At 33.5% G+C, this 21,061-nt stretch carries 25 protein-coding genes and 1 pseudogene; 6 read left to right on the forward strand and 20 right to left on the reverse strand.

All coding sequences use genetic code 11. The features are described from left to right. Positions 1–59: 59 nt before the first annotated feature. From BQ7474_RS07140 to BQ7474_RS07170, 7 genes are all read right to left on the reverse strand, one after another. Positions 60–929, reverse strand: a complete 870-nt coding sequence (locus BQ7474_RS07140; RefSeq protein ID WP_073998236.1) for an N-acetylglucosamine kinase — start codon at positions 927–929, stop codon at positions 60–62. A gap of 2 nt (positions 930–931) precedes the next feature. Further along, the gene (locus BQ7474_RS07145) at positions 932–2,263 is read right to left on the reverse strand and encodes a 6-phospho-beta-glucosidase (RefSeq protein ID WP_073998237.1); all 1,332 of its coding nucleotides are present in this window, start codon (positions 2,261–2,263) and stop codon (positions 932–934) included. Between the two features lie 14 nt (positions 2,264–2,277). Next, the gene (locus tag BQ7474_RS07150) at positions 2,278–3,615 is read right to left on the reverse strand and encodes a PTS sugar transporter subunit IIC (RefSeq protein ID WP_073998238.1); all 1,338 of its coding nucleotides are present in this window, start codon (positions 3,613–3,615) and stop codon (positions 2,278–2,280) included. Positions 3,616–3,627: 12 nt separating this feature from the next. Beyond that, complete coding sequence (locus BQ7474_RS07155) at positions 3,628–3,939, reverse strand: PTS sugar transporter subunit IIB (RefSeq protein ID WP_073998239.1); 312 nt, start codon at positions 3,937–3,939, stop codon at positions 3,628–3,630. A 317-nt stretch (positions 3,940–4,256) separates the two neighbouring features. Continuing rightward, positions 4,257–4,574, reverse strand: a complete 318-nt coding sequence (locus BQ7474_RS07160) for a PTS lactose/cellobiose transporter subunit IIA (RefSeq protein ID WP_073998240.1) — start codon at positions 4,572–4,574, stop codon at positions 4,257–4,259. Beyond that, entirely contained in the window at positions 4,575–5,474 is a 900-nt protein-coding gene (gene murQ, locus BQ7474_RS07165; protein WP_073998241.1) for an N-acetylmuramic acid 6-phosphate etherase, read from the reverse strand. Further along, the gene (locus tag BQ7474_RS07170; protein ID WP_073998242.1) at positions 5,464–6,321 is read right to left on the reverse strand and encodes a MurR/RpiR family transcriptional regulator; all 858 of its coding nucleotides are present in this window, start codon (positions 6,319–6,321) and stop codon (positions 5,464–5,466) included. The genes murQ and BQ7474_RS07170 overlap by 11 nt, the downstream gene beginning before the upstream one ends. A gap of 341 nt (positions 6,322–6,662) precedes the next feature. On the opposite strand from BQ7474_RS07170, the gene tyrS reads away from it, so the two are divergent. Continuing rightward, complete coding sequence (gene tyrS / locus BQ7474_RS07175) at positions 6,663–7,913, forward strand: tyrosine--tRNA ligase (protein ID WP_073998243.1); 1,251 nt, start codon at positions 6,663–6,665, stop codon at positions 7,911–7,913. Positions 7,914–7,953: 40 nt separating this feature from the next. Here the strand turns inward: tyrS and epsC are convergent, their stop codons facing one another. The 9 genes and pseudogenes from epsC to BQ7474_RS07220 form a co-directional block, all read right to left on the reverse strand. After that, complete coding sequence (gene epsC / locus BQ7474_RS07180; RefSeq protein ID WP_177343666.1) at positions 7,954–8,475, reverse strand: serine O-acetyltransferase EpsC; 522 nt, start codon at positions 8,473–8,475, stop codon at positions 7,954–7,956. Next, a pseudogene (cysK, locus tag BQ7474_RS07185) lies at positions 8,468–9,380 on the reverse strand (cysteine synthase A). Before cysK ends, epsC begins: the two are co-directional and overlap by 8 nt. A 337-nt stretch (positions 9,381–9,717) precedes the next feature. Further along, positions 9,718–10,269 carry a DUF3793 family protein gene (locus BQ7474_RS07190; RefSeq protein ID WP_073998244.1) on the reverse strand — a complete coding sequence of 184 codons (552 nt, stop codon included), beginning with the start codon at positions 10,267–10,269 and terminating at the stop codon, positions 9,718–9,720. Positions 10,270–10,271: 2 nt separating this feature from the next. Further along, positions 10,272–10,703 (reverse strand): flavodoxin, encoded by a 432-nt coding sequence (locus BQ7474_RS07195; protein WP_044566703.1) that lies wholly within the window; start codon positions 10,701–10,703, stop codon positions 10,272–10,274. A 149-nt stretch (positions 10,704–10,852) separates the two neighbouring features. Continuing rightward, the gene (locus BQ7474_RS07200) at positions 10,853–11,005 is read right to left on the reverse strand and encodes a FeoB-associated Cys-rich membrane protein (protein ID WP_073998245.1); all 153 of its coding nucleotides are present in this window, start codon (positions 11,003–11,005) and stop codon (positions 10,853–10,855) included. Positions 11,006–11,022: 17 nt separating this feature from the next. Then, positions 11,023–13,176 carry a ferrous iron transport protein B gene (gene feoB / locus BQ7474_RS07205; protein ID WP_073998246.1) on the reverse strand — a complete coding sequence of 718 codons (2,154 nt, stop codon included), beginning with the start codon at positions 13,174–13,176 and terminating at the stop codon, positions 11,023–11,025. Further along, positions 13,173–13,400 carry a FeoA family protein gene (locus BQ7474_RS07210; protein WP_073998247.1) on the reverse strand — a complete coding sequence of 76 codons (228 nt, stop codon included), beginning with the start codon at positions 13,398–13,400 and terminating at the stop codon, positions 13,173–13,175. The genes feoB and BQ7474_RS07210 overlap by 4 nt, the downstream gene beginning before the upstream one ends. After that, positions 13,397–13,621 carry a FeoA family protein gene (locus tag BQ7474_RS07215; protein WP_073998248.1) on the reverse strand — a complete coding sequence of 75 codons (225 nt, stop codon included), beginning with the start codon at positions 13,619–13,621 and terminating at the stop codon, positions 13,397–13,399. Before BQ7474_RS07215 ends, BQ7474_RS07210 begins: the two co-directional genes overlap by 4 nt. Before the next feature lie 443 nt (positions 13,622–14,064). After that, positions 14,065–14,847: an alpha/beta hydrolase gene (locus BQ7474_RS07220; RefSeq protein ID WP_073998249.1), complete on the reverse strand. Its 783-nt coding sequence runs from the start codon at positions 14,845–14,847 to the stop codon at positions 14,065–14,067. A 59-nt stretch (positions 14,848–14,906) separates the two neighbouring features. Between BQ7474_RS07220 and BQ7474_RS07225 the strand changes: the two genes are divergently transcribed. From BQ7474_RS07225 to BQ7474_RS10920, 4 genes are all read left to right on the forward strand, one after another. Then, entirely contained in the window at positions 14,907–15,293 is a 387-nt protein-coding gene (locus BQ7474_RS07225) for an MORN repeat-containing protein (RefSeq protein ID WP_073998250.1), read from the forward strand. Next, positions 15,283–17,088, forward strand: a complete 1,806-nt coding sequence (locus BQ7474_RS07230) for an acyltransferase family protein (protein ID WP_073998251.1) — start codon at positions 15,283–15,285, stop codon at positions 17,086–17,088. Before BQ7474_RS07225 ends, BQ7474_RS07230 begins: the two co-directional genes overlap by 11 nt. A gap of 1 nt (position 17,089) precedes the next feature. Next, positions 17,090–17,695 (forward strand): threonine aldolase family protein, encoded by a 606-nt coding sequence (locus BQ7474_RS10915; protein WP_235821486.1) that lies wholly within the window; start codon positions 17,090–17,092, stop codon positions 17,693–17,695. Between the two features lie 90 nt (positions 17,696–17,785). Continuing rightward, complete coding sequence (locus tag BQ7474_RS10920) at positions 17,786–18,103, forward strand: PLP-dependent aminotransferase family protein (protein ID WP_235821487.1); 318 nt, start codon at positions 17,786–17,788, stop codon at positions 18,101–18,103. A gap of 34 nt (positions 18,104–18,137) precedes the next feature. Here the strand turns inward: BQ7474_RS10920 and BQ7474_RS07240 are convergent, their stop codons facing one another. Genes BQ7474_RS07240 through BQ7474_RS07250 form a run of 3 tightly spaced genes read right to left on the reverse strand, consistent with a single transcriptional unit; the run spans position 18,138 to position 19,330 of the window. After that, positions 18,138–18,593, reverse strand: coding sequence for a YtxH domain-containing protein (locus BQ7474_RS07240; RefSeq protein ID WP_073998252.1), 456 nt, complete (start codon positions 18,591–18,593; stop codon positions 18,138–18,140). A 40-nt stretch (positions 18,594–18,633) separates the two neighbouring features. Next, entirely contained in the window at positions 18,634–18,855 is a 222-nt protein-coding gene (locus tag BQ7474_RS07245; protein WP_073998253.1) for a hypothetical protein, read from the reverse strand. Between the two features lie 13 nt (positions 18,856–18,868). After that, positions 18,869–19,330, reverse strand: coding sequence for a GyrI-like domain-containing protein (locus BQ7474_RS07250; protein ID WP_073998254.1), 462 nt, complete (start codon positions 19,328–19,330; stop codon positions 18,869–18,871). A 124-nt stretch (positions 19,331–19,454) separates the two neighbouring features. Here BQ7474_RS07250 and BQ7474_RS07255 point away from each other — a divergent pair, with 124 nt between their 5' ends. Next, complete coding sequence (locus BQ7474_RS07255; RefSeq protein ID WP_073998255.1) at positions 19,455–20,654, forward strand: peptidoglycan-binding protein; 1,200 nt, start codon at positions 19,455–19,457, stop codon at positions 20,652–20,654. A 64-nt stretch (positions 20,655–20,718) separates the two neighbouring features. On the opposite strand, the gene BQ7474_RS07260 is transcribed toward BQ7474_RS07255, so the two are convergent. Beyond that, entirely contained in the window at positions 20,719–21,045 is a 327-nt protein-coding gene (locus BQ7474_RS07260; RefSeq protein ID WP_073998256.1) for a hypothetical protein, read from the reverse strand. Between the last annotated feature and the right edge of the window lie 16 nt (positions 21,046–21,061).

Genomic DNA, 21,061 nt, shown 5'->3' on the forward strand with positions numbered 1-21,061 from the left:
TTTATTCTCCAAATAAAATGACCTCGTATTATTAAGAATTCACGAGGTCATTTATTATTCTATACTAATTCTTTTGCAATTAGGTATCCTCCATAAGTAGGATTATTTGATGCTTTTCTAACACTTACTTTGTTGGCCAGATTATTTTCTACCATTGCACCCAGGTCTATATTTGACTTAGTAAGTCCACCAAAAAGTATAACGTCATTAACACTGGAATCGTATAGGGCATTTATTAATTCTACTATCTCATCAATCATATTATCAATAATTTTTATAGCTTCAATATCAGCTTTTTCGAATAAATCGAATACAAGATGAGATAAATCAGCAATGTCCTCTCTTGTCATAGTTATATTTTTCTTTATAATATCATAGTCATCATCTAAATCTAACTTTTCTTTTACATCATAATATAAGTCAGTCTTCTTGTGACGTCCATCAGCTTGTTTGGTAAAGGCTGTTAAGAGCAATTTCCCTAGGTAATAACCACTAGCCTCATCGCCCAACCCGTATCCCCAACCACCAGCTCTGTGGTATGATCCATTTACATATTTATAGGCAATACTGCCAGTGCCTAAAATAACCAATATACCAGTTTCCATTTGGAATTCAGAATAATAGGCTAAATGGACATCACTAGTTATATGATAATTATAGGAGTGAAAATTACTTTTAATCACTTCATCTATTTCTTGAATCATATACTTATTATTGCCGTAACCAGCTAATCCAAAAACAATATAATCATCTTTAGAAAATCCTAGGTCAGATAAACCAGCTTTTAAAATAGATCCCATCTTTTTACTTCCAACTTGCATTATGTGACAAGTGGGATAAGTGACTTTTTCTATAACTTCCCCATCACTAATATCATATGAAACAAAATCAGTTGAGGTCCCTCCACCATCTACTACAATTATTTTCATACTTATTTAAAATATTTGGAGAATTGAGGGAGGTATTCTTTATGAGCTTCTAATAATCTATCAAAAACTTCTATGGCAATATTTTCACTTGGTATTAATGGATTCATTGTTAGTGCTGCAATTGCTAAATCTCTATTACCAGTTACTGCCGCCTCAACCGTCATTTTTTCAAAAGTTTTAATGTTATTAACTGTACCTAAATGCTTATAAGAGGCTTCTCCAATTTTAATTGGTTTTGGTCCATCTTTAGTTACAGAACATGCAGTTTCAATTACATTATTGTATCCGAAATTTTTAAAAGTATCTTTATTTAGAACATCTACATATTGCGTATCTCTGAAATCATTGTATATAGAATTTATAAGGGAGCATGCTGCTATACTATAATATGCACCACCCCTTTGCTCTAATTCTTTTGGTTTTTCTTTTAAGTTTGGGTCTTTATATTTTTCAAAAAGATCTTTTTCAATAATCTTTACCTTTTCTGCACGAACTGAATGGGATTTAAAATCTTCTAATTGATGGGCAAGCCTGTCTTTTTTATTGAAATAATATGCAAAATACGAACAAGGTATAGCTTCTAGCCCTCTCAATAGTTCTATACTAAATTTTTCTCCCATAATATTTTGCATTGTCAAAAGATTCTCTTCTTTCGAGTTTTCGTAATTATTTATTACATCCCACAATCTAGATTCTCCATTTTTTATTACATCTGTAACAAAAAAGTGATGATTAAGTCCAAATATTCTAAGATCAATATCTTCGTATGGTGAGTCAAGTAATTTTGCTATTCCCATCTTCATATCAACAGGAACATTACATAAGCCTATACTTTTTTCCCAACCACCTATATTAATGCTAGCTTCCGTAATCATACCAGCCGGATTAGAAAAATTTATTAACCAAGCATCTGGACATAGTTTTTCCATTCTTTTGATTATATCTAATATAACTGGAACAGTCCTAAGAGCTTTAAACATACCTCCAGCACCATTTGTTTCTTGACCAATAATTCCTAATTCTAAAGGAATTCTTTCATCCTTAACCCTTGCATCAAGCTGGCCCACCCTTATTTGAGTTGTTACAAAATCTGCATCTTTTAATGCCTCGTCTTTATCCAATGATAAATGAACATCGATAGGCCTCTTAGATTTTTCTATCATTCTCTTAGCAAGATTTCCAACAATATCTAATTTCTCCTTACCTTCTTCTATATCCACAAGCCATAACTCTTTTATTGGAAAGCTGTCATATCTATTTATAAAACCTTCTACTAATTCAGGAGTGTATGAGCTCCCGCCTCCTATAGTAACTACTTTTAGTCCTTTTTTCATATAATCACCTCGTTTTATTCAATTGTATTATTTTCTTGTTCCAAAAGTTGATTATCATATATCTTAAAGAATGGATAATATAGTATTACAGCAATTGCTATTAAGACAAAACTTAAAATAATAGATCTTACATCTCCCGTTGCAAAAAACGCTCCAATAGGTCCTGGCAATGTCCAAGGCGCAAGTGTTACTACTCTACCTACCAATCCAAGGTTAGTAACTACCCAAGCTATAATCCCAAGAATTAAGGGCACTCCTATAAAAGGTATCATTAGTGTTGGATTTAAAACAATAGGAGCACCAAAAATAATAGGTTCATTAATATTAAATATTGCTGGTAAAATAACAGCCTTTCCCAAAGTTTTTCCATATGTTGATTTTGATCTAAATAGTAGTAATAAAGCTAATCCTATTGTAGCTCCTGAACCACCAAGTAATACAAACCATTGATAGAAAGGTTCAGCAGCTGTATTTGGTATAGGTGCGCCAGCCGCAAAAGCTTGGCTGTTTTGTTCAAGTAGCATTAACCAAAGTGGTCTGGCAACAGTTCCAATTATCGATGAACCGTGAATACCAAATACCCAAAAGAAAGAATCTAGAAAAATAATAATTAATACTGATGGCAAGGTATCAGAAGCGCTAATTAAAGGTGCTATAATTCCCCCAATAATAGAATGCAAATCTATCTTTAGCCACATAGATATAGTTGCAAATAACAATATTACAATTGCAGTCGGAATAAGCGACTCAAATGACCTTGCAACTGATTCTGGAACTTGTGGCGGCATTTTTATTGTCCAACCACGTTGCTTACATATTCTTAATATTTCTACTGCAGCTATTGATGATAAAATACCCACAAACATTCCAGCAGAACCTAAGTTACCCATTGGTATAACCCATCCTTCTGGAATCTGTGATATATATTCTTTTAATTCTCCATTACTATTTGCTAAATTATTAATTGATTTGCTTACTTCTGGCAATGCTTTCGGAATAATAGTAAGTAGGTATGCAAGCTCAGATATAATGCCTCCAGATAAACCATCCATCTCATAGGATCTACTTAAAGAATAACCTATTCCAAATACTGCATATAAGGTCATTATAAACATACTCATTCTATGAGGTAACAATATATCATTGGCATGAGCCTTTATCCATTGAGCAATCGCCCAATTTTCTGGCATTTGATTTGGCAAAAAAGCTATTACCAAAAACATAGATGATACTATTATCATAGGAAGTGTTGCTATAATACCGTCTCTTACAGCTCTTAAATGTCTTTGTTCAGCTAACCTAGCCATTGGAGTAGCTAGTTTTTCATCTAAAGTTGATGCAAATTTTTCCATATTATATCCTTTCTATTTCTCGTTATATAAATTCATTGCTTGCTCATAAAGTTTTTCACTACCCATAGGACTATAAGCAACTGGTTCAATAAGTTCAATTGGAATATTATATTTTTTTGCAATTTCTTCTAAGTCTTTAAATCTGTGCCTAATTTGTGGAGCAACCATTACTATGTCATAACCATTTTTTATTTCATCTTCTAGTCCACTAGATCCAATTGCATTCACTTCAATTTCTACATTATTTTTTGCACCTTCTTCTTTTAATCCATTAACAGCCATAGAAGAACTCATCCCCATGGAACAAACAAATAAAACTTTCATATTTTTCCTCCCTATATTAAAATAAAATAATTAGTAAATATAAAAAAATTATTACAAAATATAATAAAATCTTTATAATAGTAACTTTTCTAAATTTGTTTCTAGTCTTATTTATCTTACTTTCCAATAAAAATGTAGTTGTGCTAATAAAAGCTGGAAGTAAGAATAATATAAAATACTTATTTGAAATAAATTTCCTAAAAATAGTAATATATAAAAAGCTAATAAATATAAATAATACAGCACTAATATATGAAATTTTTGGTATATCATAATCAGTTTTATAAGCTCGATTATTTTCCAATCTCAACTTATTTTTACTTGTCATTAATTTTAACCTTATAAATTTTTATAAATGCACTTATCAAATCCTTTGTTTCGACTGCTGTCATAAGTTGATCCTGGGCATGCATCATAATAAGTAATTTGCCCTTATAACCATTTTCGATGTCATCTTGCATTAATTTCGATTGGAACTCATGAGCTTTAAAAAAACTCTTATCTGCTTTCTTCAAAAGTTCATCGGCTTTTTTAAAGTCACCATCTTTTGCACAATCTAGTGCTTCATATGCATATGATTTACCTTCACCAGCATCAATTATTATTTGAAAAATCATTTCTTCATAGTTTTGCATTTAATTATCCCTCAGCGCCTCTTTTAAAAATCCATTTGCTGATTGAATTTTCTCTCTAGCTTCTTTTTTATTACAGCCTAGTTCAATCATACAAATGGCTTCTTTAACATTCCAATTTGTCTTCTCTAAAGTACTTTTTGCAAGTTTTTCATCAGCTTTTGTTATTTCAATTACTATATTCTTTGCTCTTTTTCTTAATTTATCATTTGTTGGCTTTACATCTACCATTAAATTTTGGTAAACTTTACCGATTCCTACCATTGAAGAAGTACTAATCATGTTTAAAATCATTTTCTGTGCACTTCCTGCTTTTAGCCTAGTAGATCCTGTCAATACTTCTGGACCAACTATAGCTTCTATTGGATAATCCGATATGGCACTAATTGGAGAATTCTCATTACATACTATAGAACCTGTCACAGCGCCGATTTCTTTTGCATATTCGATTGCTTGTATAACATATGGTGTTCTGCCACTTGCAGCAATCCCAACAAGTATATCATCTTTGCTAAATTCTATATCTTTTAAGTCTTCTATCGCTTTAGCCTTGTTATCTTCCATGCCTTCCTTGGCAGAATATATCGCATCTTGCCCCCCACTAATTAGTCCTATAACCATATCTGAATCTACTCCAAAGGTTGGTGGACATTCCGAAGCATCTAGAACTCCAAGTCTTCCACTAGTGCCTGACCCAATATAAACTAATCTACCTCCTTTCTTAAACGTATTTATAACTTCATCTGATAGGTCAGCAATCATCTCAGCATTTGTACTTACCGCCTCAGATACTTTCTTATCTTCATCATTCATCAATCTGACGATTTCAAGCGTGGATAATTTATCTAAGTTCATCGAATCTGGGTTTCTCGTTTCAGTTTTTAAGTTTTTTTTACATTCCAAATTCCTTTTCCTCCTTAACTATATAATTTTTACTAATCTTTTTAATGGAACTATCATAATTTCTTATAATGTATATGTTATAAAGTAGGTCCACTATATTAAGTTGGGCTATTCTTGAACTAACAGCCCCTGTTCTTACGATATTTTCTATAGGAGCAACTTGTAAAATTTTTTCGGCCTTTTTTGCTATAGGTGAATTTATGAATCCTGTTATTAAAATAATCTTAGCATTGTTTGAATATAAGGATTTAGTGCATTCAAGCATTTCGTGAGTTTCTCCAGAATAAGAAAAAATAATTGCCAAGGTGTTCTCATCAGCATTTCTCGCATTTAATAACTGTAGATGCCAATCTTGGTCAATAATAAAATTCCTATTGACCCTCAAGAACTTTTGCCTCATATCCATTGCTACAAGCAAAGAAGAACCCATGCCAAATAAATAGACTTTGTCATAAGATTCTATTAGCCTTATAGCCTCTAACAAATCCTCTTCATCGTTTAATTTTCCTGTATTAATAATAGCCTGCTGATTTTTGTTAGTTATTATATCAATCATATCCGATATAGAAGTATCTTCGGAAATATCTTTGGAAAGCTCATTTACATTTGCTTCTTCTATAGCCAGATTGTATATTAAAGAATTTTTCAATTCTTGAAATCCAGTAAAATTGAGGTTTTTGCATAACCTTATAATAGTAGCAGGTGAAGTAAACGTTTTTTTTGACAGCATCCTTATATTGTAATTAATAACTTCATCAGGTTGATTTAACATATAATCTATCAGTATCTTTTCACTATTACTAGCTGATGGATAATATGATTTTAATTTTATGAAAACATTATTCATTTTTTACTCCTACATAAAGGATATTCTAAAGAAACAAAATTGTCAATAATTCTTATACATTTAGAAACAATGTTTCGTTTACTGATAGAAAACGTTATTTCATTACACATTTAACATTAATTCAATTTGCTTTGTATATTGTAAAATCCAAAAATTGATGTATATTATAAATATATAAATATAACAGATAATGAATTCTAGTAGGGATTATTCCTGAATTACACTTTCATTTTGTTTAAGGCCTGCCTTGGGTTTGTCAAGGCTTAGAGTATAAAAAGAGGTGGTACCGCAGATATCTGCCCTCTTATGCTCTTTTTTTGTGCTTATTTTAGGAGGAATATATGAAATTTACTTACGAAAAAGAATATGACAATGTTTTTGATGAGCTTGTGGACCGTGGTTACTACGAGCAAGCTACTGATGAAGCTGAACTTAAGGAAAAACTTAAAAACGAATCAATGACCTTCTACTGTGGTTTTGATGCTACAGCTGATTCTCTTACAGTAGGCCACCTTATCCAAATTATGGTTATGATCCGTATGCAAAATTACGGTCACAAGCCAATCGCCCTACTTGGTGGTGGTACAACCCTAATCGGTGACCCATCTGGTCGTTCTGATATGAGAAAAGTTATGACAGAAGAAACCATCGACCATAACGCCAATAGCTTCTACCAACAGTTCCAAAGATTTTTAGAATTTGGTGATGATGCAGCTACTGTTGTTAACAACAAAGACTGGCTTACAGAACTTAAATTCTTGGAATTCTTAAGAGATGTAGGAAATGAATTTTTGGTTAATGAAATGATCAAAAAAGATGCCTATAAGAATCGTATGGCAGCTGGTGGATTGACTTTCTTTGAATTTTCCTACATGCTTTTACAATCCTATGACTTCTTAGAACTTTACCGCCGCCACGACTGTACCCTAGAAATCGGTGGATCTGACCAATGGTCAAATATAATCGGTGGTGTAGACCTTGTTCGCAAAAAAGAAGATGCCAAGGCTTATGGTATGACTTTCTCACTTCTTACAACAGCTGATGGAGTGAAGATGGGCAAAAGCCAAAAGGGTGCTGTATGGTTAGACGGCGAAAAGACAAGTCCATATGAACTTTTCCAATATATGAGAAATGTGGACGATAGAGATGTCGAAAAATTCTTGCTTCAACTTACTTTCCTACCAACAGAAGAATGTAGAAAACTAGGATCTAAGTCAGAGGCAGCTGATATCAACCATGCTAAGGAAGTTCTAGCCTTTGAAGTAACCAAGCTAATCCACGGCGAAGAAGCTGCAAAAGAAGCCCTAGATGCTGCAAAAGCACTATTTGCCGGAAAAGGTAACGAAGATGCTATGCCAACAACAGAAATTTCTAAAGAAGATTTACCAATTGGCCTATTACAACTTATGACAAATGTTGGACTAACAGGCTCTAACGGAGAAGGCAGAAGACTTGTTAAACAAGGTGGAGTATCAGTAAATGATGAGAAAATCACAGATGTTGGAATGGAAATAAGCGAAGACTTATTCGAAGATAACAAAATTATAATCAAAAAAGGAAAGAAAAATTTCCACAGAATACTTTTAGGATAATATAAAAAACACTTCCATTAAATTACGGAAGTGTTTTTCTTTATCTTTTTATAATTCTTGCTGGAACTCCTACTGCTGTTGAGTTTTCAGGTATATCTTCTAGAACTACAGCGTTGGCGCCTATTTTGGCATTATCTCCTACTTTTATATCACCTAGGATTACTGCCCCTGCTCCAAGCATTACATTGTTTCCTACACTAGGGTGTCTCTTGCCCTTTTTGTTTGCAACAGCACCAATGGTTACCCCATGATACATAAGGCAATCGTCGCCTACTTCTGCTGTCTCTCCTATGACCACTCCAACCCCATGGTCAATATAGCATCTTCTGCCAATACTTGCCCCAGGATGAATCTCTATTCCTGTTTCCATCCTAGATTTGAAGGCTAGCTCATTGGCTTCATAAAATTTCCCCTTTTCCCAAAGTTCGTGGGCCCTATAGTGGGATAGGAGAGCCTTTACTCCAGGGGAATAGAGTACGGCTTCTTCTTTACTTCTCAAAGCAGGATCTTTTTCTAGAGCAGATACTAAAAGTTCCTCTTTATAATCTTCATAATTAATCATTTATTGGATATAATTCTGTAGATAAATATCTTTCGCCAGTATCTGGAAGTACTGTTACGACAGCTTTCCCTTCGCCAAGTTTGTCGGCAATTTCTATTGCTCCACATACATTGGCTCCTGATGATATACCTACTGCTAGAGCTTCATCTTTTGCAAGTTGCCTACTCATTTTGATAGCATCGTCACTTGCTACACTTACTATGTCATCAACTACATCAAAGTCTAGGTTTTTAGGGATGAAGTTACCACCTATACCTTGGATTTTGTGGCCTGCTGCTTTTCCTCCTGATAAGAGTGGACTTTCCGCTGGTTGGATAGCGTAAACTTTGATATTAGAATCTTTTTCTTTTAATCTTTTTCCAACACCTGTTACTGTTCCACCTGTACCAACTCCTGCAATAAATGCATCTGGGGTGATTTCTGCTAGGATTTCTGGGCCAGTTGTTTCATAGTGAGCCTTTACATTGGCTGGATTTGAAAATTGGTCTGGGAAGAAGTATCCTTCTTTTTCTGCTAATTCTTTGGCCTTATCTACTGAACCTTGGAGAGCATTTTCTGTGGTTCTGATTACTTCTGCACCATAGGCTTTAGCCAATTGTTCACGTTCCTTACTCATTGATGCTGGCATAGTTAGTATAAGCTTGTAGCCTTTTGCTGCAGCTAGAGCTGCTAGGGCTACACCAGTGTTACCACTTGTTGGTTCTACTATTGTGTCACCTGGCTTGATCTTGCCTGCTTTTTCTGCTTCTTCGATCATATAGGGCTATCCTGTCTTTGATAGATCCTGCAAGGTTGTTTTTTTCTACCTTAACATAAATGTCTGCTCTTCTCTCTTTTTCTAGAGAAGTTAGCTTGAGTAACGGTGTATTTCCTATTAATTCTTTTGAATTATTTTTAATTGTCATACAATCTCCTTTTATATAAATAAGTTTATTAAAATAAACATAAAATTAGCGTGCTTTCTTGTACATATTATTATAACCATGGATTATGATAATTCAAGTTATAATTTGCCAATATGAGGTTAATACCCTTAAACAATGAAAATACACTAAGGATCTACTCTAACGTTTCACACTTTGTCATAAATATTTTAATAAAATAAAAATAGCAAGTTAGAATGGATATTTTATCAATCTACTTGCTATTTTATAGTGTAATAACTTTTGTACATATAGGTATATTCCTATCAAGCTTATATTGTTTAGGAGACTTTGCATGAATTTGATAGGAATTTAGTTTTTATTTACTATTTTTTTCAACTAGTTCTAGTATCTTTGCACTATCTCTTATTGCACAAAGATATCCTAGCCTTGCTTGATTATACAAAGCAAAGATTTTACATTTTGCATCCTTATCTTTATATACTTTCCAGTAACCACTGCAAAGATAATTTTTACCTTGGTTTTCTATAAATCCCATCACATCTTCATAGGGATAACCAAGTAATAATCCAATTTCATGAGGAAAATCCTTTTGGCATAACCTATCTTTAAGGCAATCTGTACAGATATCAACGCTATTAGTATCGTATCCACAAGATTTTAAAAAATATTTAGTATCATTAGTATTAATGAATTTTCTTAGCAGATCTTCTCTAAAGCAAAATATGGACGAAGTTCTTTCTCTCGTGGATAAGATCTTAAAATATATGCCATATTTGTTGAAATCCTTATTCCATATCCTTATCAAACTATCAACGTCATATTTATAATTTGATAAGGAAAATAAATTAGATGGTTTGATTTTTTCAAAAACCGGGCTACAGTATAGGGCTAATAATTCATCACCCATATCTATAGCATAGCGATTAAACTGTCAGCCAAATCATAGCAAGCGTTAATATCCTCTTCACCAGGCTCTCCGTAAGCGGTTAGGCCATTAGCTGCTAAGTTTATATCATGTTCTTCACATCTTTCTTGCCAATCTATCATCCACTGACCATCATTCCATTCATATGAACCAAAGATAACAGTAGCTTTGTTAGCTAAACTATCTTCTACTGATTCAAACATCGGTTCAAATTCGCCTTCTTCTAGCTCTTCATTGCCCATAGCTGGACAGCCAAAGGCAAAGGCATTGTACTTATCTATATCAGCACTTGTGAAAGCACCTGCTTGAATCAAATCTGCATCAACTTCTTTTTCTTTTAATCTGGTAAATATAGCTTCTGCCATCTTTTCTGTATTACCTGTACCAGACCAATATATTATTGCTACTTTTGACATATTACTTCTCCTTATATAATGTATTTTTTATAATGTATCGTATAACGATAATCATTATCAATAGTTATGCAAAATTTTTTGAAAGCCTATAGTTTATCCAAAGACTTTCAAAAAATTATTACAGTTTAAATATTAGTATAAACTATTTCTTAGAATTTATTTTTATTAAATCCTTTTTGTGGATTGTGACCTGGACAATCCTTGCAACCCTCATTTGCATCATTTTTTATAAATCTAGTATAAACAATGTAAGCACATACTAGCAAAATTATTATTAAAAGAATCCATGATTGTAGGTTCATCTTTACCTCCTATTTCTTTAGCGAGCAACACTTGCTTTATAAGTATTGTTATCTGCAATAGCCTTATTAGGTCTAAACAATAAGTATAGTAAAGCAACCAGTACTATAAATGCTATTATTGTTGATAGAGTAAATGTTCCATAAACTATCAACCTTGCAAGTTGATAGAAAATAAAACTAATTGCATATGCAAATCCCATTTGGTAACCTACTGTTAACAAAGTCCATTTATTATCACCCATTTCTGTTTTTATAGCTCCAACCGCTGCAAAACAAGGCATGCAAAGCATATTAAATAGCAAGAATGAGTAACCAGCTATTGGTGTACCTATAGCTGCATTAAAGGCTGCTAGTAGTTCTGGACTATCTTCTGTAATATCAGCGCCTAGACCCAAAACTATACCCATGGTATTTACTACATTTTCTTTGGCAACAAAGCCAGAAATTGTTGCGACCATTGATTGCCATGTGCCAAATCCCAATGGCTTAAATATAAAGCCTATAGCTGAGCCTATAACTCCCATAATCGAATTTGCCCCATCTTCTTCAATTAGATTTAATCTAAAGTCAAAGTTTGTCAAAAACCAAATTACTATGGATGAAAGTAAGATTATTGTGCCAGCACGTCTTGCATAAGCTTTTGACTTATTCCATACATCTTGCAAAACAGATTTTAGCCTTGGTGCATGGTATGGAGGCAACTCCATAATAAAAGGAGCAGGATCAGAAGCAAATTTCTTAAATTTCTTTAATATAACACCTGACATTACAATAGCCGCTATTCCTATAAAATAAAAACTAAAGGTAATAAGAGCCTTATTGCTTGGGAAAAATGCCCCTGCTATTAGGGCTATTACAGGAAGTTTTGCAGAGCACGGCATAAATGATGTAGTCATTATTGTAATCCTTCTATCTCTGTCATTTTCTATAGTTCTAGAAGCTTGGATACCAGGAACTCCACAACCTGTCGAAATCATAGCTGGAATAAATGATTTTCCTGATAGGCCAAAACGTCTAAATAATCTATCCATTATAAAGGCAACTCTCGACATATATCCTATATCTTCAAGGATAGAAAGAAGAGCAAACATAACCATCATTTGTGGTAAGAATCCAAGTACTGCTCCTACACCAGCTAAGATACCATCTGTTACAAGTCCAACAAGTACTTCATTTATACTTGCACTTTCTAAAGCTGCTTGAGCTCCTGGAATCAATGTATCATCAAAAAATCCATTTACAGCTTCCGTTGCCATAGTTCCAGGTGAATGTTCGTAAACTGCAAGGGAATAAACCAAGAACATGACAAGGGCAAATATTGGTATACCCAAGATTCTTGATGTAACAATATTATCTATCTTATCAGTTGTAGATAGCTTCGGAGCAGCTTTTTTTAATATTCTACCACCAAGCACTTCCAATCTTTCATATCTTTCACCAGTTATAATAGATTCAGCGTCATCGTCATAAAATTCTTCGCAAGCAGATCTAATATCGTCTATTTTCTTAAGATCATCATTACTAATTCCTATTTTCTCTACCATTTGCTCGTCATTTTCAAAGGCTTTAATGGTATAAAATCTTCTTAAATCTTCATCAACATATGAGTCTATAATATTTCTAATATCTGCTAGCTTATTCTCCAAATCATAAGAATATTCTAAAGCTTTTGGATAAGTTTGATTGCTGTTAGCTTTTTCAATTTCACTAATTAGCTTATCAATTCCCTTTTCTTTATTTGCCACGATTTCTATTACTGGGCAGCCCAATAGTTCAGATAAAGCAGCCTTATCAATCTTATCCCCTCTTTGCATTACAATATCCATCATATTTAAGGCAAGTATTGTTGGGATACCAAGTTCTATAAATTGGCTTGTTAAGTATAAATTCCTGATAAGATTTGACCCGTCAACTAGGTTAACAATTAAATCTGGTCTTTCATCGACCAAATATTCACGAGCTACTTTTTCCTCTAATGTATATGGAGATAGAGAGTAAATTCCTGGCAAGTCTTGGATAACTATATCTTTGTGACTTTTTAGATTCCCTTCTTTTTTGTCAACTGTAACACCAGGCCAGTTTCCAACTCTTTGATTTGATCCAGTAAGAGCGTTAAACAAAGTAGTCTTACCAGAATTTGGATTGCCCGCAAGGGCTACTGTATAACTCATAATTTCTCCACCATGATATTTTCGGCATCATGTTTTCTAATTGTAAGTTCATATCCCCTTAGACTTATTTGTACGGGATCTCCTAATGGAGCAACCTTTCTTACAAAAAGATCAGTATTTTTAGTAATGCCCATATCCATTATTCTTCTTTTTGTAGGACCATCTCCCTTTATTTTCACAACTTTAAGATTTTCTCCTACCTTGGCATCTCTTAAAGATTTCATCCAACAACATCCTCAACAATTATTCTTTTAGCAATATCCTTTGCTAGAGCAATTTTGTTTCCCTCTATTAAGAAAATATAATTAACACCATCAAATCTTTGTAGGGTCATTTCCTTGCCCTTTACTATTCCTAAATTTGATAAATGCTTTCTAATTTGATCATTGCCCTTAATCATGGTTACTCTCACTGAGTCACCTTCACTAAACAATGTAACCGGCATGCATACTCCTTTTCTATATAAAACAATAATATTTATAATTTATTTAAATATAATTAAAATTCCGAGGTCTTTTTAACTGCATTTAAAGTATACCATATAAAGTAATGATAATCAATATCAAAATATAAAATTTTATTCTTTTCTATTTTATTAGTAATAATACGATTTTTTATATAAAACCTGACTGAAAATCCTAACACTAATGAATTTATCATAAAGATTCTTCTGTCGTTCCTAGATGTAGAGGGTCGCTTGTTGTCCATCAAAATGACAGTTATTTAGAGTGTTCAGATGATGATATGGTTATTTTTTGATACTCTGTCATAGTATAAAAGTAGGAATCTAACACCCGCTGTCATCCTCGAGGTCAGAGGTCTGCGGATTTCTAAAAGCACTATCAGCTAAAAATTATTCACAGCAAAAAAGGACTAGATTCAGTCCTCTTAGTTTCCATATTTTTCAAAAAAATCAAACATCAATTGAAAGGATTCTAATCTTTGGTCAAAATCTGAAAATGTATGATCTGTGCCTTTAATTTCCTTGTACATGCAGTTTTCAAATGATTTGCAAAGTTTCTTGTTTGATTCTTTTGATATTATCTTATCTTCATCTCCCCTGATTATTTGAACTGGGCCTTGGTATTTTTGTGCCAAAGCGTAGAGGTCATAGCTTGTTACATCTTTTATAAATTCATCGCTGATTTTTAGACCTCCTACATCGTCCCCTTCTTTTTTGACATAGGATGATCTAAAGGCTTCTTTTAGTGATTTCATTAAGGAGTTCTCTTCTTCACTAAAATCGGCCGCTGGCGAAAATAAGGAAAGTGCCTTAGGCTTTTTCTCGTGGGCAATTGCTACCGCAACAGATCCACCCATGGAGTGGCCCTTCCAAAACAAATTTTCCTTATCAACATAAGGCTCGTTTATAACAAATTCGTGGATTAGCCTTGCTTCTTCAATCTCACGAGATAAGTTTATATCAAAGAAACTTCCATCAGATTCGCCACATCCGGAAAAATCAAAACGAAATACTATATATCCATTAGCCGTCAAAAATTTGGAATTTTGGATATTCATAAATTGTAGGCCATTTCTATCATCTGCGAAGCCGTGGAAATATATAACCGTTGGGTAAGTTTTGGACTGATCAAAGTCATCTCCAGTGTTTAAAACACCTCTTAATATGATATTATTGTCTTTTTTTATGTCTTTATAAAAATATTTCATAAAATCCCTCATTTCTTTGATATAATATACCCATAATATAGTATGAGGAGATATTTACCATGGAAAATAAGAAATTTCTTTCATATATGGCTCTTTCCTTAGCTTTGATAATGTTAATATCAGTTATATATTTTTTTGCAAGGCCAAAAGCTAAGAATGTAGAAGCTTACAAAATTGACAAAGGGACTTATTACACTGGGCCTATGGTCGATGGTAAGTTCGATGGAGAAGGCGTACTCAAATCCGAAAGGGGAACTTACCAAGGTTCTTTTAAAAACGGAAGATTTGATGGAGCTGGAAGTTTTGCTGGGGATGATTTTACCTACAAGGCTAATTTCTCCAAAGATAAGGGGAATTCCAATATTGAAATCAACCTTAATTCTGGCGAGACATTTATCAAAGATGGAGATACTTTTAAGAATAAGGATATGAAAAATGAAGATTAAGGGTCTAGATTATATTAGGTTTTTGGGGATATTCTTAGTTTTATCCTATCACTTTTTCCCAAATGCTCTGCCAGGAGGCTTTCTTGGAGTAAATATGCTCTTTGTTCTTTCTGGTTTTTTGATAAATTTTCATTTGATTGATTCCCTCTACAAAGATGGATCAATTGATTTTAAAAACTTTTATTTCAAGAGATTTGTAAGGATTTTCCCAGCAGTTCTTTTGATGCTAAGTCTTACTACAATATTTGCTTTTGCTATTGATAAGGACTATACAGTAAGATTTTTTGACCAGTTTTTGGCTGCTTTTTCTTACAACTACAACTTTTTTGAAATAATGCGTGGTGGTTCTTATGAGAATCAATTTATCAAACAGCTATTTATGCATACTTGGTCTCTAGCTATCGAGGTTCATTTTTATATATTTTGGCCTTGGGTTATGGCGAGTATTTATAATAAAGTCAAAGGAAAAAGGAATATAAAACGTAGTTTTTCCAAAAAGTTTATGGAAATTTGCATCATTTTATATGTCTATGCTTATATTTTGACATTTTTATTAGTTGCGCTTAGGAAGGAAAATATATCCTTTATCTACTTCTTTGACCTAGCAAGGATGGGGTCTTTTGTATTTGGATCTATGCTTGGAATTTTTGTAAAGAGATTTTCCTTTAATAGACTTCCTTACAACAAGCTCACAATGATATTTTCTGGACTAATACTACTTATGTCCTTGCTTTTCTCCTATGACAATAGGGCCACTTATTTTATAGGATTTTTGCTAACAGATATCATAACAGGAATATTGATTCTCGTAGGATATTCCAACAAAAATCTTGATGAAGGCAAAGTAATCCCACTCCTAAGCGAGTATTCTTATGGTATGTATGTATTCCACTGGCCAGCCTTTGTAATAATTTCAAGCAAAGTATCCAGCACATGGGCTTTAGTATTATCAATACTTGTGACAATACTTTTAGTTTTGTTTAATTATCACATCTTTGAACCGATTTTTGTAGGCAAAGATACCAAGCCTATAAGTGATAAAATCAGTATACCAAAAATTGACTATAATAAATACCAAGGCATGATCCACTTTACCCTTGTATTTATAATCCTACTAAGCTTTAGCATAGCTTATACCATATCCGATGCTTCAGATGATATGGTAAGCCTTGAAAAATCAATCCTTCAAGAATCTATCAAGCAAGATATTGATAAAATCTACATGGATAGGAAGAAAGTTTCAGACATCATGGATAAGGACAATGATAAAATAAACAGTCTTGCAGAAAATCAAGCAATTACAGTTATTGGCGATAGCGTGCTTCTGGGCAATAGGGAAATGCTGCAAGAAAATATTCATGGCCTTTATGTAACTGCCGAAGGAAGTAGGCTACTTGAAAGCACTCCAGAATTATTAATGCAAATGGAAAACGAGGGTAATCTAGGTTCTATAGTAGTCATTGCTATGGGAACAAATGCTGTAGAGGACCCGGAAAATAGCCTAGAAGAGATTGTTAAGACACTACCAGATGGTAAGAGATTAATATTTGTAACTTGCTACGATAATAGGTACGAACAACCTCACAGAGTATCAGTAGCTATGGAAAAGATCGCTCCAAAGTATAAGTTCGTAACTATAATGCCGTGGGAAAAGGAAGCTATGGCCCATCCAGAATACTATGCTGGGACAGATGGCGTACATTTTTATGGAGTCATGGATGCCTATGATGCTTACCTTAAGATGTTAAAAGAATCAATAAGAGAATCTTTGAAGAATCCAGCAAAAGGAGAATAAAATGTATTTTTTCGTAAATGATTATAATGATATTGCAAGAGATGAAATATTAGATGCCCTAGTAAAGGCAAAAGATGAGTACAACACAGGCTATGGTTTTGATAAACACTGTGAAAACGCTAGGGCTTTGATGAGAAAAGCCTTGGCAAATGAGGACCTTGACATCCACTTCATACCAGGTGGAACAGGTGCAAATGTTGTGGGCCTTGCATGTGGTCTAAGGCAAGAAGAATCAATCCTTGCTGTAAGAACTGGCCATATAGAAGGTCACGAAGCAGGATCTATAGAGGCAACAGGTCTAAAAATAGAAGCTATTGAGTCAGAAGATGGTAAATTATCTAGAAAACTTTTAGAAAAAAAATATTCTCATTATGACAATGAATATATGACCGTTCCAAGAAAAGTCTATATATCAAATACAACAGAGCTTGGAGAAGTTTATACAAAGAAAGAACTTAGCGAAATCTATGATTTTTGCAAGGAAAATGGCTTATATCTTTTCATAGACGGAGCAAGGCTTGCCCACGCACTAGTAAGTGAAAAATGTGATTATGACCTAAAAGACTTGGCGGACCTTTGCGATATATTTTATCTAGGTGGAACCTGAAATGGATTCTTATATGCAGAAGCCCTTGTAATTGTAAATGATGATTTGAAAAAGCATTTTATAAACCTACAAAAGCAAAAAGCTCAGCTTATGGCTAAAAGCTTTATCCCAGGGATAATGTTTGAGGCTGTATTTGGTAAAGAAGACGGCTACCTAGAAGGAGCGAGAATTGCTTACCAGATGGCAAAGGACCTTGCCACTGGCATAGTAGAAAAGGGCTACGACCTTGCCTATCCATTCGAATCAAACCAAGTATTTGTAAAGCTTAGCCAAGATGAACTTAAGAATTGGCAAAACATCGCCCAATTTGAAATCATGGGCGAAATTGATGGCAAAACTATAGCAAGGCTTGTCACAACTTATAGGACAAGTAAATCTGATATAGAAGGATTTTTATCTCACATATAAAAATATCCCGGAAATTCTCCGGGATAGTTTTTTACTATTTGTTGTAGAAAGAATTCTTTACATCAATAGATTCTACAGCTTTTCTGCTTTCATTTTTTGTATCATCTACTACTTCTTCTACACCTTTAGCTATTTCTTCGCCTTTTTCCTTTACATCTGAAACAACTTTTTTGCCCTTAGTTTTTATATCTATAGCGATTTCTGGTGCAATTTCCTTTCTATTGTCAAAGGCATTTGATATTGCATCTCTATTTTTGTATAAGAGATAGGCTGTACCTGCAGCAGCTCCTGCTATAAGTAAAGTCTTTCTTCTTTCCGCTCTTTCCATCTCTTCATCAACAAAAAAGTCAAATTCTGGCACGTGATCCATTGGATCAAAAGTTTTTATCTTGTAAGCAGTACTTGCAAGGCCTATCATATCACCAATGTCTAACAGTCCTAATTTGTTGTTAAGTTTTATTAAATCTGCAGCTAGTTTTAATTTTCCCATATAATTCTCCTTATCTTGTTTTTCTTATTTATACCCAGTTTTAATAATTATCTTCAATTTGGCATTCAATGAACTCATCATCTTTGTACTCATCTTCGTAACTATAAGTAAAACTAGAGTTTATTTTCTTTGCTTTTGGTGTTTGTCTAGTTTCGATCAAGGTATCCCCATAAAATATTTGCTCATCACTTCTTCTTGTTGGATACATAGTACAAGAAGATAGGCAAATTGTAAGAAGAGCAAGCGTTAATAATTTTTTCATATAAAACCCATTTCTAAGCGTGAATATTTTCCATTAGGCTAATATATAAACTTACATTTCCAATTTCTCTTTTCTTGCCATCATATTGAAAAAACTCCAAGTCAGGATCGAGGGAATGGAAATACTTTTTGTTTGGAAAGAATTCCTCGTAAGTGTATCTATAGCCTTCTTCTAGCCCATCTTCACCATTAATAGCCACTTCTAAATACAAAGATTCTTCTATCTCATATATTTCAAGGGCCCATTCTTTGATAAAATCTGTGTCAGAAATCTCAAAACCCAGGAAGTAATCAAAAGTCCCATCAAGGGCATTATAGCGTCTTAGACCACAAAAAGAACCCAAGTCTTTTAAGTCTAGATCCTTAAACTCTTCTAGAAACTTTCTTCTAACTTCTTTTGCATCACTTGCATTTTCTAATTTATAAGCTCTGCCAGCCAATCTAATTCCTGGCTGATTATCTATATTAATTTGCATAATACTCCTAATTTCCTTTTTAATCTTATACCCCTAAATAGTTAAAAGTTTTCTTTATATTTGAAATTTACCTAATATTGTACTATAGTAGTGAGGTAACATAATGATTTTAATGGAGGAGTTAATGAAAAAGAAATATTCTATAGCAACAATTATGCTAGCAACAGCTTTAACTTTTGCTGGATGTGCAAACAATAATGAGGAAAAACCAGCAAACGAAGTTAAGGAAGAACAAGCTACTGAAGAAACAACTGAAGCAGAATCTCCAGCAGTAGAAGAAGAAGCTACTAAAGAGGAAGCTACTGAAGAGGAAAATACTGAAGAAGAAGCAGCTGACGAAAATTCTGAAGAAGCTAGTGAAGAAGATACAAAAGAAACTAGCGAAGAAACACCAGCTGAAATGGGTAACCTAGTACTTCACAGAGCATATCCAAAAGATGTAGATAGATCTTTCACAAACGTTGTAGTAGCAACAAGTGGAGATAAAATCGTTGATGCAATCATAGATGAATACCAATACTATGAAGCTGATTCTGACTACAAGGGAGTACCAAACTCTGACGGAGCATTTGGAGAAGGTACAGCAGAAGGCAAAATCCTTGGATCAAAAATCGACAATAACGAAGCTTACTCAGCTGACATGAAAGAAGCTGGTGGTGAAGTTACATTACTAGATAACTACAATGCTGTTACAGACTTTGTAAAGGGAAAAACAATTGCTGAACTAGAAGATTTCTTAAACGAAAATGATGATGAACAAATTCTAGATGCTATAACAGGTGCAACATTCAAATCAACACCAAACCTATTAAAAATGATTGTTGAAACTGCAAAGGATAACACATTTGTAGCATCAGGAGATGCTGAAAATCCTGATGATGTAGAAATCAGATACGCTTTAGGTGCTCCACACGGTGACAAGAGCTTTGGTAATGCTGTTGTAGCTGTTGAAGGAGATAAAATCATTGCTGCAAGCATTGACGAATACCAATACCTTGAAGGTGGTGCAGGCGTTCCAGGATCTGAAGGTGGATTTAGCGAAGGATACAATGATAGCAATGTTGTTCTAGGTTCAAAACTAGAAAACAACGATATGTATTCTGACCTAATGACAGAACACGCTCAATCAACAGTAGCATTAAAAGATAACTATGCTGCAATTGAAAACTTTGTTGCTGGTAAAACAGTTGAAGAAGTTAAATCAGTAATCGAATCTACTACACCAGGTAAAGCAATTGATGAAGTAACAGGTGCAACACTTGTTGACACAGCTGGATACCTACAATTAATAATCGACGCTGTAGAAAATAACATTAGAAATTAATTTTAGAATTTTAAAAAAGCTCTTGGCTTATCCAAAGAGCTTTTTTAAAATTCTATTTTTTTTGTTACTCAATTAATGTAAATCTTAAAAGCAAGATTAGCATTACAATCATAAGGACAATGCCAATTATAGTAAATGCATCTATGTTTTTTCTTAAAGCGAGTATCACAAGGGATATAGATAAAAAGAACATAAATAAATAAAGTTGCAAGTATAAGTAGGTGTTATTGGTATAAATCATATAAGCCATGATCCCTAGGCCTAGTAGACTTGCAAGTATAGCAATAATTTTGCTATGATTTTTTCTATCTATTATATAATTTAATAAACTAATGACCCCTATTGTTAAAATAAGAGGCCATATAGTATTTTTTATTAGTAGTATCTCCATCTATCCCTCATTTTTT

It is taken from the genome of Anaerococcus urinomassiliensis, from assembly GCF_900128425.1.
Lineage (GTDB): Bacteria > Bacillota > Clostridia > Tissierellales > Peptoniphilaceae > Anaerococcus > Anaerococcus urinomassiliensis.

Coding starts and splice junctions, on each gene's coding strand:
- BQ7474_RS07170 (WP_073998242.1), bottom strand. CDS start 6,321: ATGAATAATGTTTTCATAAAATTAAAATCATATTATCCATCAGCTAGT.
- tyrS (WP_073998243.1), top strand. CDS start 6,663: ATGAAATTTACTTACGAAAAAGAATATGACAATGTTTTTGATGAGCTT.
- BQ7474_RS10920 (WP_235821487.1), top strand. CDS start 17,786: ATGGCTAAAAGCTTTATCCCAGGGATAATGTTTGAGGCTGTATTTGGT.
- BQ7474_RS07225 (WP_073998250.1), top strand. CDS start 14,907: ATGGAAAATAAGAAATTTCTTTCATATATGGCTCTTTCCTTAGCTTTG.
- feoB (WP_073998246.1), bottom strand. CDS start 13,176: ATGAGTTATACAGTAGCCCTTGCGGGCAATCCAAATTCTGGTAAGACT.
- BQ7474_RS07195 (WP_044566703.1), bottom strand. CDS start 10,703: ATGTCAAAAGTAGCAATAATATATTGGTCTGGTACAGGTAATACAGAA.
- BQ7474_RS07255 (WP_073998255.1), top strand. CDS start 19,455: ATGAAAAAGAAATATTCTATAGCAACAATTATGCTAGCAACAGCTTTA.
- epsC (WP_177343666.1), bottom strand. CDS start 8,475: ATGATTAATTATGAAGATTATAAAGAGGAACTTTTAGTATCTGCTCTA.
- BQ7474_RS07240 (WP_073998252.1), bottom strand. CDS start 18,593: ATGGGAAAATTAAAACTAGCTGCAGATTTAATAAAACTTAACAACAAA.
- BQ7474_RS07220 (WP_073998249.1), bottom strand. CDS start 14,847: ATGAAATATTTTTATAAAGACATAAAAAAAGACAATAATATCATATTA.
- BQ7474_RS07160 (WP_073998240.1), bottom strand. CDS start 4,574: ATGCAAAACTATGAAGAAATGATTTTTCAAATAATAATTGATGCTGGT.
- BQ7474_RS07250 (WP_073998254.1), bottom strand. CDS start 19,330: ATGCAAATTAATATAGATAATCAGCCAGGAATTAGATTGGCTGGCAGA.
- BQ7474_RS07140 (WP_073998236.1), bottom strand. CDS start 929: ATGAAAATAATTGTAGTAGATGGTGGAGGGACCTCAACTGATTTTGTT.
- BQ7474_RS07210 (WP_073998247.1), bottom strand. CDS start 13,400: ATGAAATCTTTAAGAGATGCCAAGGTAGGAGAAAATCTTAAAGTTGTG.
- BQ7474_RS07150 (WP_073998238.1), bottom strand. CDS start 3,615: ATGGAAAAATTTGCATCAACTTTAGATGAAAAACTAGCTACTCCAATG.
- BQ7474_RS07155 (WP_073998239.1), bottom strand. CDS start 3,939: ATGAAAGTTTTATTTGTTTGTTCCATGGGGATGAGTTCTTCTATGGCT.
- BQ7474_RS07145 (WP_073998237.1), bottom strand. CDS start 2,263: ATGAAAAAAGGACTAAAAGTAGTTACTATAGGAGGCGGGAGCTCATAC.
- BQ7474_RS07215 (WP_073998248.1), bottom strand. CDS start 13,621: ATGCCGGTTACATTGTTTAGTGAAGGTGACTCAGTGAGAGTAACCATG.
- BQ7474_RS10915 (WP_235821486.1), top strand. CDS start 17,090: ATGTATTTTTTCGTAAATGATTATAATGATATTGCAAGAGATGAAATA.
- BQ7474_RS07260 (WP_073998256.1), bottom strand. CDS start 21,045: ATGGAGATACTACTAATAAAAAATACTATATGGCCTCTTATTTTAACA.
- BQ7474_RS07230 (WP_073998251.1), top strand. CDS start 15,283: ATGAAGATTAAGGGTCTAGATTATATTAGGTTTTTGGGGATATTCTTA.
- BQ7474_RS07200 (WP_073998245.1), bottom strand. CDS start 11,005: ATGAACCTACAATCATGGATTCTTTTAATAATAATTTTGCTAGTATGT.
- BQ7474_RS07190 (WP_073998244.1), bottom strand. CDS start 10,269: ATGGGTGATGAATTATTAGCCCTATACTGTAGCCCGGTTTTTGAAAAA.
- BQ7474_RS07245 (WP_073998253.1), bottom strand. CDS start 18,855: ATGAAAAAATTATTAACGCTTGCTCTTCTTACAATTTGCCTATCTTCT.